This window comes from Rhodococcus sp. IEGM 27, from assembly GCF_033142305.1.
GTDB lineage: Bacteria > Actinomycetota > Actinomycetes > Mycobacteriales > Mycobacteriaceae > Rhodococcus_F > Rhodococcus_F oxybenzonivorans.
In genome coordinates, this window is record NZ_JAWLSG010000003.1 from 674,829 (window position 1) to 691,560 (window position 16,732).

Genomic DNA, 16,732 nt, shown 5'->3' on the forward strand with positions numbered 1-16,732 from the left:
GCTCGCCAATGCCGATCAGCGGCTTGCACTGATCGCTTCCGACGGTGGATGCACCCGTCCGGGATGCGCCGCGCCGGCCAGTCTGTGCGCCACACCGACTGGCAGAAAGGCGGCAGGACCGACATCGACAACCTCACCCTCGCATGCGATGCGTGCCACGCACAGGTCAACGATGGCTCAGCCGGCTGGAACACCACATCAACCCGGCCTGATTCAGAATTTCCGGGCAGGACCGAATGGATCCCACCACCGCAGATCGATCCCGCACGAGCTCCGCGAATCAATCACCGGCACCACCCCGGTGAACTGATCGAGCATGCGCGGGCGGGTGGAACACGAGGCCGGAGTCTGCACCGAACAGAGCGAGGTGCAGGGTGATGCAGCAGGAATTACCCGCAATCCACCATGAGGTGCCGAGGACCGCGCAGCACCGGGTTGGGTCGGTACGGCGGCGGGTCCTCCACGAGGCGCGGGTTCGGGAGTCGGCGGATCAGTTCATTGAGCGCCATCTGACCTTCGAGCCGGGCGAGTGGTGCGCCGAAACAGCTGTGTATGCCGCTGCCCAAGCCGAGGTGCTGGTTGTCGGCGCGGTCGGGAACGAACCGGTCGGGGTCGGTGAACCGCTCCGGATCCCGGTTGGCGGAGGCCAAAGCCAGGACGATCGGTGAACCCTTCGGCACGGTCACGCCGCCGACCTCGATGTCGACGATCGGGGTTCGCTGGGGAACCAAATGGACGGGCGGTTCGAACCGCAGCAACTCCTCGACCGCCAGAGGCATCAGCTCCGGATGGCGCTTCAGGCGATCCAGCTCGCCCGGATTGCGGAGCAGGGTGAGCATTCCATTGGTGATGAGATTGACGGTCGTCTCATGGCCGGCGATGAACAACATGATCGAATTGGTGACCAACTCGAGGGTGTCGAGACCGCCCTCATGGTGGTCGGCCGCCAACCCGGACAACATGTCGTCACCCGGATTCTTTCGGCGTTCCTCGATCAGCCCGGCCATGAACATGCCCATTTCCATCTGTGCCTGCTGAGCTGCCTTCATCTTCGCGTCGCTGTCCGAATCGCGGGTCGGCTCGATGGAGGCCACCAGCGCATCCGCCCACACGTGAAAACGCGGTTCCTCTTCGCGGGGGACACCCAGCAGTCGGCAGATCACGGACACCGGGAAGGGGTACGCGAAGTCGTCGACGAGATCGATGCGGTCCTTTCCCTCGAGGTTGTCGACAAGGGCGGTCACGAGGTCCGCGAGTTCTCCGCGCATGGAGTCGACCCTGCCGGGCATGTGTGGCGGTCCGAACTGCCGCGTCGTCAATCGCCGAAGCCGGTCGTGCTCGGGCGGGTCCAAACGGATGAATGCCGGTCCACCGTTGTCGGCCCGATCGGCCCCGGGCATTCCTGCACGGCGGTTGTGCAAGTCGGAACTGATACGCGGATCGTGCAGCAGCGCGGCGACGTCGTAATATCGTCCGACGAGGTAGGAACCGTTGTCCTGCAGCGCCGCCGGTGTCTCGCGAAGTTCCTCGTACAAGGGATATGGGTTCGCTCGATTCGACTGGTCGGTGATGCGTTCGAGCAACTGCGCACGCGACATGACGAGTCTCCCTGTTGCTTCGGTTACTTCGGTGCCGCGACGAACTCGACGTGGCGCTCGGTGGGCAGATGTCCGGTCACAGACACGGTCGGGCCGTGGCTCAGAATGGCGGGGTCGGGCAGCTCCGACGACCGCACCTCCCAGGGATCGGTCCGATCCATCACGGCGAAGTCGGGCGGAAAGGCAGCCGCCGATTCGATGAGGTCGCGGTAGAAGTCCAGCCACCTGCCGTGGTTGAACGCGACTGCCGCGGTGAGGCGTCCACGGAAACCGTAGGCGGCGACGAATCGACGTTCCTCGACCGACCCCTGGGTGACGACCACCTGATCGGAATAGGTGGGGATACCGACCGATTTGATGTTGACCCCGAACTGGCTGGACCAGAACGCCGGAATGTCGAGATGAGGGCGGCGGTGCAACCCCTCGTGAATCATGTTGTGGGCAGCCACCTCCGCTTGCCCGATGGCGTTGCCCCAATGCTCGAGCGCGATCAGTTGGTAGTCGTAGAGCGGATGTGGTTGCCGGGCAATGTCACCGGCCACGAAAACGTTGTCGGTGACGAGCCCGTTGAGGTCGAACGCGCGGCAGCCGGCGTCGCAGGCCACTCCCCGTGGTCCCGCGGCGAGACCGGACCCGGCCAACCATTCGGTGTTCCGGATGCTGCCCTGAGCGACGACGGCCACATCGACGTCGAGGGCTGTTCCGTCCGACAGGTGTGCCTGGCGCAGTCGGCCCTGCCCGTCACCTTCCAATCGCGCAACGGTGATGCCGCAGCGTAGGTCGACACCGTGGTCGCGCTGCATGTCAGCGGCGACGGCCGCGACAACCCCGCCGAGGGCGCCCACCAGCGGTGCCGGTCCACGTTCGGTGACCGTGACCGACAACCCGCGCTCGCGGCACACCGATGCGATCTCCGAACCGGTGAATCCGGCACCGATGACCAGCACATGACCGGGACCCGCAGACAGCCGTTCGTCGAGGCGCCGCGAGTCGTCCAAGGTGCGAACCGTGAAGACACCGTCGAGGCCGCTTTCCTCCGCCTTCGGCCACGGGCGTGCCCGCACCCCGGTCGTGAGCAGAACCTTGTCGAAGGAGACGCTGTCGCCGTCGCCGAGCACGACCCGGTTGTCCTCGAGGTCCAGAGCGGTTGCCGGGACACCGAGTCTCCACTTGGCGTCGAGGTCGGTCCGGGCGGGCAGCGTCGCGTGTTCTGGCGGCATGATCCCGAGCAACACCGCTTTCGACAGTGGTGGCCGATCGTACGGTTCGTAGGGTTCGTCACCGATCATGGTCAGTGGGCCGTCGAACCCCAGTCGTCGTAACTCGTCCGCTGCGCGTAAGCCGGCGAGCGATGCACCGACGATGACGACCCGCATGTCACTGCTCATGCGACTGCGGCCGAATGTCGGTGGTGATGGCCTGCACCGGGCAGGCGGCCGCGGCCTGCGAGACCCGCTCCCGTTCGCCGTCGTCCGGTCCGGCGTCGTAGAGAAGGGACTCCTCGCCGTGCAGCGTGAAGACACGCGGTGCGAGAAATACGCACTGTGCGTATCCCTGGCACCGATTGAGGTCGACGACGAGTTTCACGTCCATCACCCGATCCTGAACAGTTCCGTTGCCGAGGCGTCCACTGGGACAGCGCGGCGCACGGCCGCCCGTTCGAAACCGGCGAAAATGCCGCCGGTTGCCAGTATCCCGGAGCGGACGGTCTGTATGGTTCGGATCCGCTGTTCTGGAGTTGTTCAGAACTGTCGTACCGATCCTCCCGCACGCGTGCGAGGAATACCGCCGAGTAGAACCCCTCGGTAAGAACGGCGGTTACAAGTAGTTTCGGAGCTGGCGTATGTCACTGTCCGGAAACAACTTTGGCTGTTGCGGGGAAATAGGCGACGAATCGGCACCAATCGTGATGTGATGTGCCCACACATGATCGGAAAACGCCGAGCAGCGACAACTCTGGGGCGAAAGATTGACAATTGAAGCTCACCGCGACACCCGCGAAACGCGCCACCTTTCCGCGTTGGATGCAGCGATAGAAATCCTGACCGACGCGCGAGGGGACTCGTACAGCCCGGACCAAGCATTCGACGAACTGCTCGATACCTCGATGCGACATCAGGTGGATATCGGAGACCTGGCGGAAGCACTCGCCGATCTTGCGGAGGGCGTAGACCCGCCCGACGGTCATCGGCGAGCATGCGAGGTGGCAGGCCGGGCGTGGGCCTCGATCCTCCACTGATTTCGATCCTGCACTGATTTCGATCCTCCACTGACCCCGATCAAGCGCTGAACGAGGCTACGGCACGCGCGTCAGCCCGAGCACTCGATGCAGGTGCGGACGGCGGGAAGTGCGTCGAGTCGGACGTCGGCGATCGACCTTCCGCACCGGATGCACGTGCCGTAGGTTCCGGCTTCGAGTCGCGCCAGCGCGGCCGTCAGCTCTTCCACGTCCCGGCGTGCATCGGTGAGCAGGGCCGAGACCTGGGCCCGTTCGAACGCGATGGTCGACCCTTCCGGGTCGTGCTCGTCGTCGTCCGTGGTGAATTCCGATCCTTCGACGATGGCGGTGAAGCGCCTTCTCAGCGACGCGAGCCGACGCTCCGCATCGGCCTGTTCGGCCAGGATCCGGGCGCGGTAGTCGGGAGCAGACGAGTCGAGCGTCACGGCGTCGTCCTCCGATGGTCGATGGAAGTGCTGGTGTCGACGCTATAACCCCTTCTACGGTGAGTCGGTGAAGAGACCCCTCATACGTATGTCACGGGCGGCCGCGAGTGTGACCGTAGCCTCCCTGACGATGGTCGGCACGTGCCTCGCCGCCCCTTCCGCGTTCGCAGACGATGCCGCCGGGGCACCCGGTGATGTCGTGGAAGTGGCTCCGCTCCCATCCGCTCTATGGATTCCCGGTGCCGCCGACGCGCAGCGCATCACCTACTGGTCGATCGGCCCGGACGGCGATCCTGCACTCAGCACGGAGGCGATGTACGTGCCCCCCGGCGAGGCGCCCGACGGTGGCTGGCCAGTGGTCGCGTGGGCGCACGGCACTTCGGGTCTGGCCGATCACTGCGCTCCCTCTCTCGTCGGGCCGGCCCTGCCCGAGCGGGATTATCCGTACCTCGGGCGCTGGCTCGAGCAGGGATATGCCATCGTCTCCACCGACTATGTCGGGCTGGGCACGCCGGGAGTGATGCCCTATCTCGACGGCAAGGTAGAGGCGCACAGCGTCGTCGACTCCGTGAAGGCTGCGCGCGCCGTCGACGATTCGCTGTCGAACAAGTGGGTGGTGGTCGGCCAGTCTCAGGGCGGCGGGGCCGCTGTCATCACCGGGCGCTATGCGACGGAGTATGGCGGGAAGTCGCTCGACTACCGCGGCGCCGTCGGTACCGGCGTCCCTGCGAACATCGAGTTGGCATTGCTGCCGCTCGGTCCCGGAGTTCCCCCGACCGCCATTCCGGCAGGGCTCACGTCGTATCTGTTCTACATCCTGGCCGGCCTGCGCTCGGCTCATCCCGAGATCGGCCTCGACGCCTACCTCACCCCACTCGGTGCGCAGTATGTCGACGCCGCCGAGCATTTGTGCGTCCACGAGATGCACGAGGCCGCCGAGGGGGTGATCGTCGGTGACCTCTTCAGTAGGCCGCTGAACGAGATCCCGAACTTCTACCCGTTGTTGGGGGACTACATGGGTGTGCCCACGAGTGGTTACGACCGCCCGCTGTTCATCGGGCAAGGACTCACGGACATCGACGTTCCTGCTCCTTCGGCGTTCTCCCTGGTGGCGGCACTCACTGCGAACGGCGAGCCGCTGACGTTCAAGACCTATCCCACCGATCACAGCGGCACGTTGATCGAGTCCCAGGCGGACACCATCCCGTTCGTGAGAGAACTCTTCGCCGGATAGCGGCACGTGTGCAGATCTCGGACACTTACGGACCCGGCCGCACGGCACTATGGCGTGGGTCACAGGCTGTCGGTACGTTCAGGAGGGGGCGTTCTTCGTGTGCACGGCCCCGCACAGGCCAAGGAGGCGAGGGTGGTATTCGGCGGCTCGACAGGGTCTGCGGCAATGCGGCCCGAAATCGCATTGTCGTGGAAGCGGTCGGCGCTCAGCGGCCTGGAACCGAGTTCGACGCCGGACGCCGATCCCTGCAGCGACCTCGACGGATCGAGCCGGTTACTGCAGGCCGCGCGGCCCATCCTCACCGAAATGGAATCCCAGATCCAGGGCACCGGCTTCTGCGTTCTCCTCGCTGACCGCGACTGCCGCATAGTGGCCAGGCTCTTCGACGGGGCCAAGGTCGAGCGGATGATCGACGCGGCCGGCGCTGTGCTGGGCACACGATTCGGTGAGGACTGTGTCGGAACGACGGCGCTGGGCACGCCGCTCGAGATCCGCCGTGGCGTCGTCATTCACCGCGACGAGCATTACCTCGAACGGTTCAAGGACTTCAGTTGTTACGGCCACCCCATCGTCCATCCAGTGACTCGCCGGGTGGAAGGCATCCTCGACATGACGGGGACCGCTGCCCGGGCAAACCCGCTCTTCGCCCCGTTCCTCGCGCGCGCGGCGAGTGACATCGAACGACGGCTGCTCGAGGGGTCTCGGGTGTCACAACAGCGCCTGGTAGACGCGTTCCAGCGTGTCTCGCCCCAGAATCAGCTCGCGGTCACCGCGATCGGCGAGGACATTCATCTCAGTAATCGGGTCGCGCTGGACCTTCTCCAGGTAGCCGACCATGCGACGCTTCGCAGCATGGTCGCAGATCTGCGCCCCGATCAGTCGAAGACGGCTCGTATTCGACTGTCATCCGGTGAAGCGGCGATGGTGCAGGCCGACTACGTCGAGGGCACGGAGGGCGGGGCGGTGTTCGTCGTGCGCCCGGAACATCGGACCACCACGCCGATTCGCCGCGGGAGATTGGCGTCCAGTTCGGTGCTGCAGCGCAGCAGGTCTGAACTCGCACGGCTGCGGGACACCAGGGAACCGGTGGTCATCAGCGGTGAGCCGGGCACCGGCAGAACCACCGCGATTCGCGACCTCGCCGGTGACAAGTCGCTCGTATATATGGACGCTGCCGGCATCGCGCTCGACGGCACGCAGCGATGGCTCGACAGGCTGGTGACGCTGGCATCCAGTTCGGTGGACGTCCTCGGGATCGAAGAGGTGCAGCTGCTTCCCGAGTCGATGCAACCGCTTCTCGCGAAGATGCTCGAATCGGAAGCAGGGCCGCGCATCGTCCTGACGAGTACACCTCTCGACAGTGTCCCACCGAGCGTTGCCGGGTTGATCGGTCGGTGTTCCGGACAGGTGGTGCTCCCGCCGTTGCGGCAACGCAGCCGCGAGTTCGCGGACATCGCGCAGGCGATTCTCGACGCGCTGGAACCCGGATTGTGCCTCACGGCAAGCACGATCGAAGCGCTCGTGGCCCGCGAGTGGCCCGGGAATCTCGCCGAGCTGTCCGTCGTCCTGCGGACTGCGGTGCGGCGACGCACCAGCGCGAACATCGCTGTCTCCGATCTGCCGGAGTCGTATCGGACGCCGCAGCGAGTGACCCGTCTCGCCGGACGTGAGCGCGCCGAACGCCAGGCCATCGTCGACGCACTGGAGGAATGCGGCGGCAACAAGGTGCATGCCGCGGCCGCGCTGGGCATCAGCCGCAGCACGCTCTACGTCCGGATCCGAGCCCTCGATATCCCCGTCTAGCTGCAGTTTCATCCACCGATCCGCGACCGTCCGGAGGTGTCCGAAGTCAGGACAGTTAGTGATATGGCAACCAGTGCACTATGAGCCACGTCACATTCACAACTTCGGAGGTTTTGATGACAGCGACGATCGAACCCAGCCAAGCGGAACTCTTACCGTCGGTACGGAACTTTCTGTCCGGCACCAAGCGATTCCTCGTCGGAGGGCAGTGGGTGGAAGCGGCGAGCGGCGCGACGTTCGAGACGATCGACCCCGCCAACGGGCAGGTGCTCACCACCGTCGCACGCGGTGGCGCCGAAGACGTCGACCGTGCAGTCCGGGCCGCACGTACGGCATTCGACGAGGGCCCGTGGGCCACCATGAAGCCCAACGAGCGGGAACGGCTGATCTGGCGGGTCGGCGACATCCTCTCCGAGCGCGCCGAGGAATTCGGTCAGCTGGAGGCGCTGGACAACGGCAAGTCGGCGGGCATCGCCGCGGCAGTCGACGTCGCCTGGTCGGCCGACATCTTCCGTTACTTCGCAGGCTGGGCCACCAAGATCGAGGGCAGTACGGTCAACGTAAGCATGCCGTTCGTCCCCGGTGGCCAGTTCCATGCGTACACGCTGCGCGAACCCGTCGGCGTCTGCGGTCTGATCGTTCCCTGGAACTTCCCGCTGCTCATGGCCGCATTCAAGCTGGCGCCCGCACTGGCGGCCGGCAACACGGTGATTCTCAAACCCGCCGAGCAGACACCACTGACCGCCCTGCTGCTCGGTGAAGTGTTCGAGGAGGCAGGCTTCCCGCCCGGCGTGGTCAACATCGTCACCGGGTACGGCGACGCCGGCGCGGCATTATCCGCCCACGACGCCGTCGACAAGATCGCGTTCACCGGCTCCACCGAGGTCGGGAAGAAGATCGTCGACGCCGCCAGGGGCAACCTCAAGAAGGTGTCGCTCGAACTCGGCGGCAAGAGCGCCAACGTCGTGTTCGCGGATGCGGACTTCGACGCCGCCGTCACCGGATCGCTCAACGCCTGGCTGTTCAACCACGGCCAGTGCTGTGTCGCGGGCACCCGGATGTTCGTCGAGGACAGCATCTTCGACGACTTCACCGCAGCGGTCGCCGAGGCCGCGAGCCAGGTCAAGATCGGTCCCGGACTCGACCCCACCACCCAGCTCGGACCGCTGGTGTCGCAGGAGCAGTTCGACAAGGTCACCGGCTACCTGGCCGCCGGACTCGCCGACGGCGCCCGCGTTCTCACCGGCGGAAAGCGCTGGGGCGACACCGGCTTCTACGTCGAGCCGACGGTGTTCGTGGACGTGAAGCCCGAGTTCAGCATCGTCGAGGAGGAGATCTTCGGCCCCGTCGTCGCAGCGCTCCCGTTCAACGCAGAGGAGGGAGTCGCAAAGGCGGCGAACAGCAGCATCTACGGCCTCGCCGCCGGAATCTGGACCAAGGATCTGTCCAAGGCGCACCTCACGGCCCGTCAGCTCAAAGCCGGTTCGGTGTGGATCAACCAGTACAACGGGTTCGACACCGCCATGCCGTTCGGCGGATACAAGCAGTCCGGTTGGGGACGTGAGCTCGGGGCGACCGCCATCGATCTCTACACCCAGACCAAAGCCGTCAATATCGCACTCTGACCGTCACTCAACGAGGAGAAGACATGAAGACCAAAGCAGCGGTTCTGTTCGAAACGCACAAGCCGTTCGAAATCGTGGAACTCGAGCTCGACGGTCCGGGCCCTGGCGAAGTGCTCATCAAGTATGTGGCAGCAGGCCTGTGTCACTCGGACCTGCACCTCACCGACGGCGATCTGCCACCGCGTTTCCCCATCGTCGGCGGGCACGAGGGTTCCGGCATCATCGAGGAAGTCGGCCCCGGTGTCACGAAGGTAAAGCCCGGCGACCACGTGGTCTGCAGCTTCATTCCGAACTGCGGCACGTGTCGGTACTGCGCCACGGGCCGCCAGAACCTGTGTGACATGGGCGCCACCATCCTCGAGGGTTCGATGCCCGACGGCTCGTTCCGGTTCCACTCGGGCAAGCAGGATTTCGGTGCCATGTGCATGCTCGGTACGTTCGCCGAGCGCGCCACCATCTCGCAGCACTCGGTGGTGAAGGTGGACGACTGGCTCCCGCTGGAGACCGCCGTCCTCGTCGGCTGCGGTGTGCCGTCCGGTTGGGGCACCGCGGTGTACGCCGGCGGAGTTCGCGCCGGTGACACGGTCGTCATCTACGGCATCGGCGGTCTCGGCATCAACGCCGTGCAGGGTGCGGTCGGCTCCGGCGCCAAGTATGTCGTGGTGGTGGATCCGGTGGCGATGAAGCGGGAGGCCGCCCTGAAGTTCGGCGCCACCCACGCGTTCGCGGACGCCGCGACTGCAGCGGAGAAGGTCAACGAACTGACCTGGGGGCAGGGCGCCGATCAGGCCCTCATCCTGGTGGGCACCGTCGACGAAGAAGTGGTGCAGAACGCGACCGCCGTCATCGGCAAGGGCGGCACTGTCGTCATCACCGGCCTCGCCGACCCAGCGAAGCTCACGGTCCACATCTCGGGAACAGACCTGACCCTGAACCAGAAGACGATCAAGGGTTCGCTGTTCGGTTCGGCCAACCCGCAGTACGACATCGTCCGCCTGCTGCGCCTGTACGACGCGGGTCAGCTCAAGCTCGACGAGCTGATCACCACCAAGTACACGCTCGAGCAGGTGAACGAGGGTTACCAGGATCTGCGGGACGGAAAGAACCTGCGTGGCGTGATCGTGCACCAGTAGGCGGCTTCGCCGCTCGTGCGCGGTTGACGAGTCCAGAGACTCGTTAACCGCGCACGGGCGCGGAGTGCCACACGTCGGCGAGGAGGTCGTACGACTTCAGCCAGGACTCGGTGTCCTCGGCCATCGAGGCGACGATCAGCTCGTCGGCCTGTGCGTGCTCGGCGAACTCGTCGAGGTACGCCTTGACCTCGGTCGGCGTTCCGACGGCGGAGTAGCGCACCATCTGGGTGATCTGCTGACCTGCGGGTGAGGTCATGATCAGGTCGACTTCCTCGGGCGTGAACTTCTGCCCGCGGCCGACCATCTGCACCACACGACGCCGCAGTGAGGACTCGAACTGCCGATGCGCCTCCTCACTGGTGTCTGCAGCGATGGCGTTGACACCGGCGATCACATACGGCTCCGCCAGCTGTTCGGACGGCTCGAAGCGGTCCCGGTACAGAGTCACGGCGTCGACCAGAGAGTCGGGGGAGAAGTGGGACGCGTTGGCGTAGGGGAGACCGAGCTTCGCGGCGAGCTGAGCACCGAACAGCGACGAACCGAGAATGTAGAGGGGGACGTTGGTGCCCTTGCCCGGGATCGCGTCGACGCCGGGAACCCGGGACTTGCCTGCCAGGTAGGCCTGGAGCTCGAGAACGTCCTGCGGGAATCTGTCGGCCGACGCCGGGTCGCGGCGCAGCGCGTACATCGTCTTCTGGTCGCTGCCGGGTGCGCGTCCGAGTCCGAGGTCGATGCGACCGGGATGCAGGGTCTCGAGGGTGCCGAACTGTTCGGCGATGGTCAGCGGGGCGTGGTTGGGCAGCATGATGCCGCCCGCACCCAAACGAATGGTGCTGGTGTGTGCGGCGACGTGGGCGATGAGCACGCTCGTCGCGGACGACCCGATCGATGCCATGTTGTGGTGTTCGGCGTACCAGATGCGGCGGTAGCCGCGCGTCTCCGCGAGCTGGGCCAGCGCGACGCTGGCCTCGAAGCTGTTCCGCGCCGAGTCGCCCTCGCGGATGTGGGCCAGATCCAGAATCGACAGCGCAGCACTCACGGACTTCGTCACCTTTCGTCACCGAACAGGCGCGAGACGTTAGCCTCGCGCACTACCTCCGAAGTCCAACCGCGGAGGCAGTGCGCGTATTCCTGGCTGCCGGAACGGTCAGGCGTCGACCAGCGGACGCAACGTGCGCCCGGTGAGCTCGACGATGCCGGGCTCGTGCCCGTTCACCACGAGGTTGAGGACGATGCCGTCGATGCCCTTGTCGAGAACGCGGGTCTGGATTTGCTCGGCCACCTCGTCCGGTGATCCGCAGAACTGACGCTGGGTGGCCGCGGCCCGCTCGTCGTCGGAGGCGGTGGAGAGGTCGACGCCCTGAGTGAGCAGGAATTCCTGCTGGAGCTGTCGGGCGCGGTCACCGCTCTCGTCGATGATGACGAAAGCCAGGTAGCTGGTCTCGAGGGTGGAACGGTCTCGCCCGACCTCCTCGCAGCGTGCGTCCAAGGCCTCGAGCTTGCGCGGGATCTCCGCCGCGCTGCAGATAATGTTCAGGTGGTCTGCGAACTGGGCGGCCAGCCGGAACGTTTTCTTCTCGCCGGAACCGCCGAGGAGGATCGGCAGGTCGTTGCGGATCCGGGGTTCGTTGATGGCGTCTTCGACGTGGTACCACTTGCCGTCGAAGGTGGGACGCTCCCCGTGCAGCATCGGCGCAATGATCTGTAGTGCCTCGTCGAGGCGTTCGAAGCGGTCGGTGAACGTTCCGAATTCGTAGCCGAACTGGCGGTGTTCGAGTTCGAACCAGCCGGCCCCGATACCGAGGACGGCGCGGCCGCCGCTGACGACGTCCAGTGTGGACACCGTCTTCGCGAGCATGGGTGGGTTGCGGTACGTGTTGCCGGTGACAAGCGCGGACAACTGAATGGTCTCGGTGGCCGTGGCGAGAGCGCCGAGGGCGGTGTAGGCCTCGAGCATCGGCTCGTCGGGCTTGCCTATCCCGGGCAACTGGTAGAAGTGGTCCATCACGAACGCGGTGTCGAAGCCGGCTGACTCGGCCTCGCGCGCCTGCGCGATGACCGTCGGGAAGAGATCCGCGACGGAGTCGGAGTAACTGAAGTTCGGCATTTGGTAACCAAGGCGAATAGTCACGCGCTCGACGCTACCCGGATCGCGGCGGAGACACCCCTTTTATCTCGAGGGGTACTTGTGCACCCTGGGGTGGCTGGTGAGGGGTGCGGCGGGCGCGCACACTTGTGGCGATGAACACCGCCCTCCCCTTGACCGCCGCGCAGCGGTCCATCTGGTTCGCGCAGCAGCTCACGCCGGAGATTCCGTACGTCATCGCCCACTACGCCGAGCTGCACGGGCCTGTCGACCTCGCAGTCCTCGGTGACTGCACCCGTCGCGCGCATCTCGAATTCGGTTGGGGAGCAATCCGTCTCCTGGATGTCGACGGGCAGCCACATCAGGTGGTCGACCCGACTGTGGTCGATCGGGTGCCCACTACCGACTTGCGTGACGAGAACGACCCTGTCGAGGCGGCCCACCGGTGGATGCACCACGACCGAAGCGCGCGCACGGACATGTACGACGGGTCGCTCCTCACGTCACACATTCTGCAACTGGGAGACGAGCACTACTACTGGTACTCGCGCGCGCACCACATCGCGTCGGACGGGTACGCCGCGATGATGCTGATGAGCCGCACCGCCGAGCTGTACGTCGCCGCTGTCGAGGGCAGGGAACCGCCGGACTGCCGCGTCGTGGGACCGGAACGCGTCATCCAGGAGGACGCCGCGTACCGCACCTCCGCCCGTTTCGTCCGGGACCGCGACTACTGGCGGGAGCAGGGCAGCGATCTCCCTTCCGTCGTCGGATTGAGCGGACGCGCTGCGCGTTCCGGCGCGACCGCCCGGACTGCAACCGGACACGCGACTCGAAGCGCGAGTTCGCGCAATGCCACGGCAGTGACGGTCGCCGCCTTCGCCTCGTACCTCGCCAGGATGACCGGCAGCGACGACGTGGTGCTCTCCCTGCCGGTATCGGCGAGGACGACGGCCCGCCTGCGGTCTTCAGGAGGATGCGTCTCCAACGTCATCCCGTTGCGACTCGGGGGTATCGGCTCGGGCACGGTTCGGAACGCGGTCGCAACGACCGAGGCTGCAGTGACGGCCGCCCTGCGCCACCAGCGCTACCGCCGCGAGGACATCGGCCGCGACCTCGCCTCGGGCGGGGTCGAACTCATGCATTTCGGCCCGGTGATCAACCTCATGATGTTCAAGGAGATCACGCTGGGCGCCGTGCAGGCAACGGTTCGGGTCCTCACCACCGGTCCCGTCGCAGACCTCGCCGTCAACATCTATCCAGGATCGGCGGACCGTGCCGCCCGGATCGACTTCGAAGGGAACTCGTCCCTGTACGGTCAGGCCGAACTGACCGGGCACCACAACCGATTCCTCGCCTTCCTCGACCGATTCACCGCCTCGATCGAGTCGGAGTGCCTGATCTCCGATCTCGACGTCTTCCTTGCCGGTGAACACAAGAAATTAGCCCCCGCGCAGGGACTTCCGGATGTCGTCCCGATGACACTGGACCGTCTCCTCGCGGGGTCCGTCGCCGATGAACCCGAGGCTGTCGCGATACGCGACCGGGGGCGTGCGCTGTCCTACGGTGACCTGGACCGCGTCACCGACCGCCTCGCCCGGGAGCTGATCGTCAGGGGTATCGGTCCCGAGAGCTTCGTCGCAGTCTCCGTCCCCCGGTCTCTCGAATCGGTGCTGGCGTTGTGGGCTGTCGCGAAGGCCGGCGCGGCCTATGTTCCGATCGACCCGGCACACCCGAGCGCCCGCGTCGCCTACTGCCTGGCCGACTGCGGCGCGACGCTCGGGTTGACCGTTCGTTCGGAGCTCGATCGTCTACCCGACACGGTCGATTGGCTGACGATCGATATCGACAATGTCGAAGAAGCGTGTCTGGGAACGCGTTCCGGGACGACGGACGATGTGGAACGAGTGAGCCCCCTGCGTCTGGACCACCCCGCCTATCTGATCTACACGTCCGGGTCGACCGGGGCGCCGAAGGGCGTCGTCGTCACTCATCGCGGTCTCGCCAATCTGGCGCAGGAGATCCGGGACAAGTATGCGGTCTCCACGCGTTCTCGTGTTCTGCATTTCGCCTCACCGAGTTTCGACACCGCGCTCGTCGAAGTGCTCGCGGCGTGTATCGGAGGCGCAACGCTCGTCGTGACCCCGCCCGGGCACTTCGGCGGCGACGAGCTGTCGCGGTTGCTGCGCGAGGAACACGTCACCCACCTGTTGACGACGCCCTCCGCCCTGGCGGCAATCGACTCCACCGCGAAAAACGAGCTGGAGTTGGTGCTGGTCGGCGGAGAAGTGCTTTCTCCGGAGTTGGTGCAGCGCTGGGCCGATGGCCGAGAAATGCGTAACGCATACGGGCCGACGGAGACGACGTGCAGCGTCACTCTGACCGAGCCGATGTCGCCGGACGGAAGAGTGACGATCGGCGGTCTCATGCGCGGTGTGGATGCGGTGGTGCTCGATCATCGTCTGCGTCCGCTGCCGCCGGGCGCGGCCGGTGAGCTCTACCTCACCACGGCAGGCCTCGCCCGGGGATACCATCGACGTTGCGGCCTGACCGCCGCACGATTCGTGGCCGATCCGTTCGGCGACAGCGGATCCCGCATGTTTCGCACCGGCGATGTGGTGCGCTGGACGGTGACGGGGACTCTCGAGTTTCTCGACAGGGCCGACGACCAGATCAAGATCCGTGGGTTTCGGGTCGAGCTCGGCGAGATCAACGCCACGCTGAACACCTATCCGGGCGTCACCTATGCCACGACGATGGTGCACAGGAACTCGGTTGGTGATCCGAACCTCGTGTCCTACCTCATGGTCGAGGGAGACGCGCCGATCGGTCGGGAAGCGTTGAAAGCGCACGCGGCGCGATTCCTGCCGGACTACATGATTCCGAAATCGTTCATGCTCGTGCATTCGATTCCGTTGACACCGACGGGAAAGCTCGACCGGTCGGCGCTACCCGTTCCGGAGTTCGGCTCGGATTCGGTGCCTCATCGCGACCCGGAGACACTCGCCGAGCACCGCGTCGCCCGGGTCTTCTCCCGAGTACTCGGGGTGGATTCGGTGGGCGCCGACGATTCCTTCTTCGACCTGAGCGGCGACTCGTTGTCGGCCATCCGGGTGGTCGGGACGCTCAACGCCGAGCTGGGCACAACGCTGGGTGTGCGAGAACTGTTCGATGCACCGACGGTCGCAGCACTCGCACTGTCGATTGCGGACGCGTGTGAACACCCGTCGAGAGCGCAGGCGCGGGGGGCACCGAGATTGGGCGCCGCAGGATTTCAGGGCGGCCAAGTGATGCCCGAACTCGTACCGCTGTCTCCCTCGCAACAATTCATCGACCGCACGCTCGTGGATCCCGCTCTCCACAACATCCCCTTCACGGTACGAGTACGTGGGCCGTTCGATGCCGAAGCGTTGCAGTCGGCGATGGCAGACGTCCTCCACCGGCATCGCTCGCTGAGAACCGTGTATCCGGACTCACCGGCGGGTCCGTACCAGCGCGTGCTCGACGTGGTCGACGCCGTGCCCGACCTGTCGCCGGTGCCCGCCGGCGAATCGGTTGCGGAGGACCAGACCTCGGACCTGCTGACGGCGGGATTCGACGTGCGCCGCGACCCTCCGCTCCGCGCCCGGCTCTTCCGTCTGGGCGACCACGACCACCTCTTGTCCTGCGTCCTCCATCACATCTGCGCGGACGGGTGGTCCCTGGCTCCCTTGGCGCGCGACCTCGCCGACTCCTACCGTTCCCGGGCGATGGGCGGTGAACCCCAGTGGGAGCCTCCGGCCGTGCACTACGCGGACTACACCATGTGGCGTCGAACGATGCTCGGGGACGAGAACGACCCCGACAGTGTCGCGTCGAAACAGATCGGCCACTGGACGAAGGAACTGTCGGGCCTTCGCGGAGAACTCGCGCTGCCCACCGACCGACCCCGGCCGCACAGGTGGACCTATCGAGCGGGGCGACTTCCGTTCACCCTCGACGAGCATGCGCATCGGGGGCTGCTCGCCACCGCGCACGAACACCACGCCAGCCTCTTCACGGCGCTCAGGTCGGCCGTGGCGGTACTGCTCGCCCGGCTCAGCGGCGATCCCGACGTCGCGATCGGAACCCCGATCGCGGGCCGGGGAGATCCGGTGCTCGACGACGTGGTGGGAATGTTCGTCAACACACTGGTTCTGCGAACCCGGGTCGACCCGAGCATGACACTGTCCGACATCGTCGATCGATCCCGCGACGTGGAGCTACGTGCGCTGGCGAATGCGGATGTGCAATTCGAACGGCTCGTCGAGGTACTCGACCCACCTCGATCGGGGTCGCTGCACCCGCTCTTCCAAGTGGCGCTGTCGCTGAACAACTTCGCTCCGGCGGCCTTCGACGTCTCCGGGCTCGACTTCGAGGTGACTCCGCGGCCACTCGACATCGCCAAGTGCGATCTGCACTTCCACTTCACCGAGCGACACGACGCCGACGGAAAGCCCACCGGGATCGACGCCGAACTCGTGTATTCCGCCGACCTCTACGACGCCTCCACCGCACAGGATTTCGTCGACACGCTGCACACCATCGTCGACCCGATTGGTAGGTGACCT

At 65.7% G+C, this 16,732-nt stretch carries 13 protein-coding genes; 7 read left to right on the forward strand and 6 right to left on the reverse strand.

Features of this window, described 5'->3' with window-relative positions:
• The first annotated feature begins 63 nt into the window (after positions 1-63).
• Positions 64-378, forward strand: coding sequence for an HNH endonuclease (locus R4P95_RS14050; RefSeq protein ID WP_317756790.1), 315 nt, complete (start codon positions 64-66; stop codon positions 376-378).
• Positions 379-389: 11 nt separating this feature from the next.
• Here the strand turns inward: R4P95_RS14050 and R4P95_RS14055 are convergent, their stop codons facing one another.
• From R4P95_RS14055 to R4P95_RS14065, 3 genes are read right to left on the reverse strand one after another with little or no spacing between them, the layout of a single operon-like run.
• On the reverse strand, positions 390-1,598 hold the full coding sequence (locus R4P95_RS14055) for a cytochrome P450 (RefSeq protein ID WP_317744137.1): 1,209 nt from the start codon (positions 1,596-1,598) through the stop codon (positions 390-392).
• A gap of 23 nt (positions 1,599-1,621) precedes the next feature.
• Positions 1,622-2,986, reverse strand: a complete 1,365-nt coding sequence (locus R4P95_RS14060) for an NAD(P)/FAD-dependent oxidoreductase (RefSeq protein ID WP_317744136.1) — start codon at positions 2,984-2,986, stop codon at positions 1,622-1,624.
• Positions 2,976-3,194, reverse strand: coding sequence for a ferredoxin (locus R4P95_RS14065; RefSeq protein WP_208960214.1), 219 nt, complete (start codon positions 3,192-3,194; stop codon positions 2,976-2,978). Before R4P95_RS14065 ends, R4P95_RS14060 begins: the two co-directional genes overlap by 11 nt.
• A 373-nt stretch (positions 3,195-3,567) precedes the next feature.
• Between R4P95_RS14065 and R4P95_RS14070 the strand changes: the two genes are divergently transcribed.
• Positions 3,568-3,837 carry an ANTAR domain-containing protein gene (locus R4P95_RS14070; protein WP_317769237.1) on the forward strand — a complete coding sequence of 90 codons (270 nt, stop codon included), beginning with the start codon at positions 3,568-3,570 and terminating at the stop codon, positions 3,835-3,837.
• A 71-nt stretch (positions 3,838-3,908) separates the two neighbouring features.
• Here R4P95_RS14070 and R4P95_RS14075 read toward each other — a convergent pair whose 3' ends face one another.
• Complete coding sequence (locus tag R4P95_RS14075; RefSeq protein WP_317744133.1) at positions 3,909-4,262, reverse strand: TraR/DksA family transcriptional regulator; 354 nt, start codon at positions 4,260-4,262, stop codon at positions 3,909-3,911.
• A gap of 88 nt (positions 4,263-4,350) precedes the next feature.
• On the opposite strand from R4P95_RS14075, the gene R4P95_RS14080 reads away from it, so the two are divergent.
• The 4 genes from R4P95_RS14080 to R4P95_RS14095 all read left to right on the forward strand — a co-directional run bounded on the left by R4P95_RS14080 (position 4,351) and on the right by R4P95_RS14095 (position 10,057).
• Positions 4,351-5,496, forward strand: coding sequence for a lipase family protein (locus R4P95_RS14080; protein WP_317744609.1), 1,146 nt, complete (start codon positions 4,351-4,353; stop codon positions 5,494-5,496).
• 165 nt (positions 5,497-5,661) lie between these two features.
• Positions 5,662-7,299, forward strand: coding sequence for a sigma-54-dependent Fis family transcriptional regulator (locus R4P95_RS14085; RefSeq protein ID WP_317744132.1), 1,638 nt, complete (start codon positions 5,662-5,664; stop codon positions 7,297-7,299).
• 116 nt (positions 7,300-7,415) lie between these two features.
• Entirely contained in the window at positions 7,416-8,924 is a 1,509-nt protein-coding gene (locus R4P95_RS14090) for an aldehyde dehydrogenase family protein (protein WP_317744131.1), read from the forward strand.
• Positions 8,925-8,947: 23 nt separating this feature from the next.
• Positions 8,948-10,057 carry an NDMA-dependent alcohol dehydrogenase gene (locus tag R4P95_RS14095; RefSeq protein WP_213576126.1) on the forward strand — a complete coding sequence of 370 codons (1,110 nt, stop codon included), beginning with the start codon at positions 8,948-8,950 and terminating at the stop codon, positions 10,055-10,057.
• 43 nt (positions 10,058-10,100) lie between these two features.
• Here R4P95_RS14095 and R4P95_RS14100 read toward each other — a convergent pair whose 3' ends face one another.
• Together R4P95_RS14100 and R4P95_RS14105 are read right to left on the reverse strand one after the other, a co-directional pair.
• On the reverse strand, positions 10,101-11,096 hold the full coding sequence (locus R4P95_RS14100) for an LLM class flavin-dependent oxidoreductase (protein ID WP_317744130.1): 996 nt from the start codon (positions 11,094-11,096) through the stop codon (positions 10,101-10,103).
• 108 nt (positions 11,097-11,204) lie between these two features.
• Positions 11,205-12,188, reverse strand: coding sequence for an LLM class F420-dependent oxidoreductase (locus R4P95_RS14105; protein ID WP_317744129.1), 984 nt, complete (start codon positions 12,186-12,188; stop codon positions 11,205-11,207).
• 110 nt (positions 12,189-12,298) lie between these two features.
• On the opposite strand from R4P95_RS14105, the gene R4P95_RS14110 reads away from it, so the two are divergent.
• Positions 12,299-16,729 carry an amino acid adenylation domain-containing protein gene (locus tag R4P95_RS14110; protein ID WP_317744128.1) on the forward strand — a complete coding sequence of 1,477 codons (4,431 nt, stop codon included), beginning with the start codon at positions 12,299-12,301 and terminating at the stop codon, positions 16,727-16,729.
• Positions 16,730-16,732: the final 3 nt, after the last annotated feature.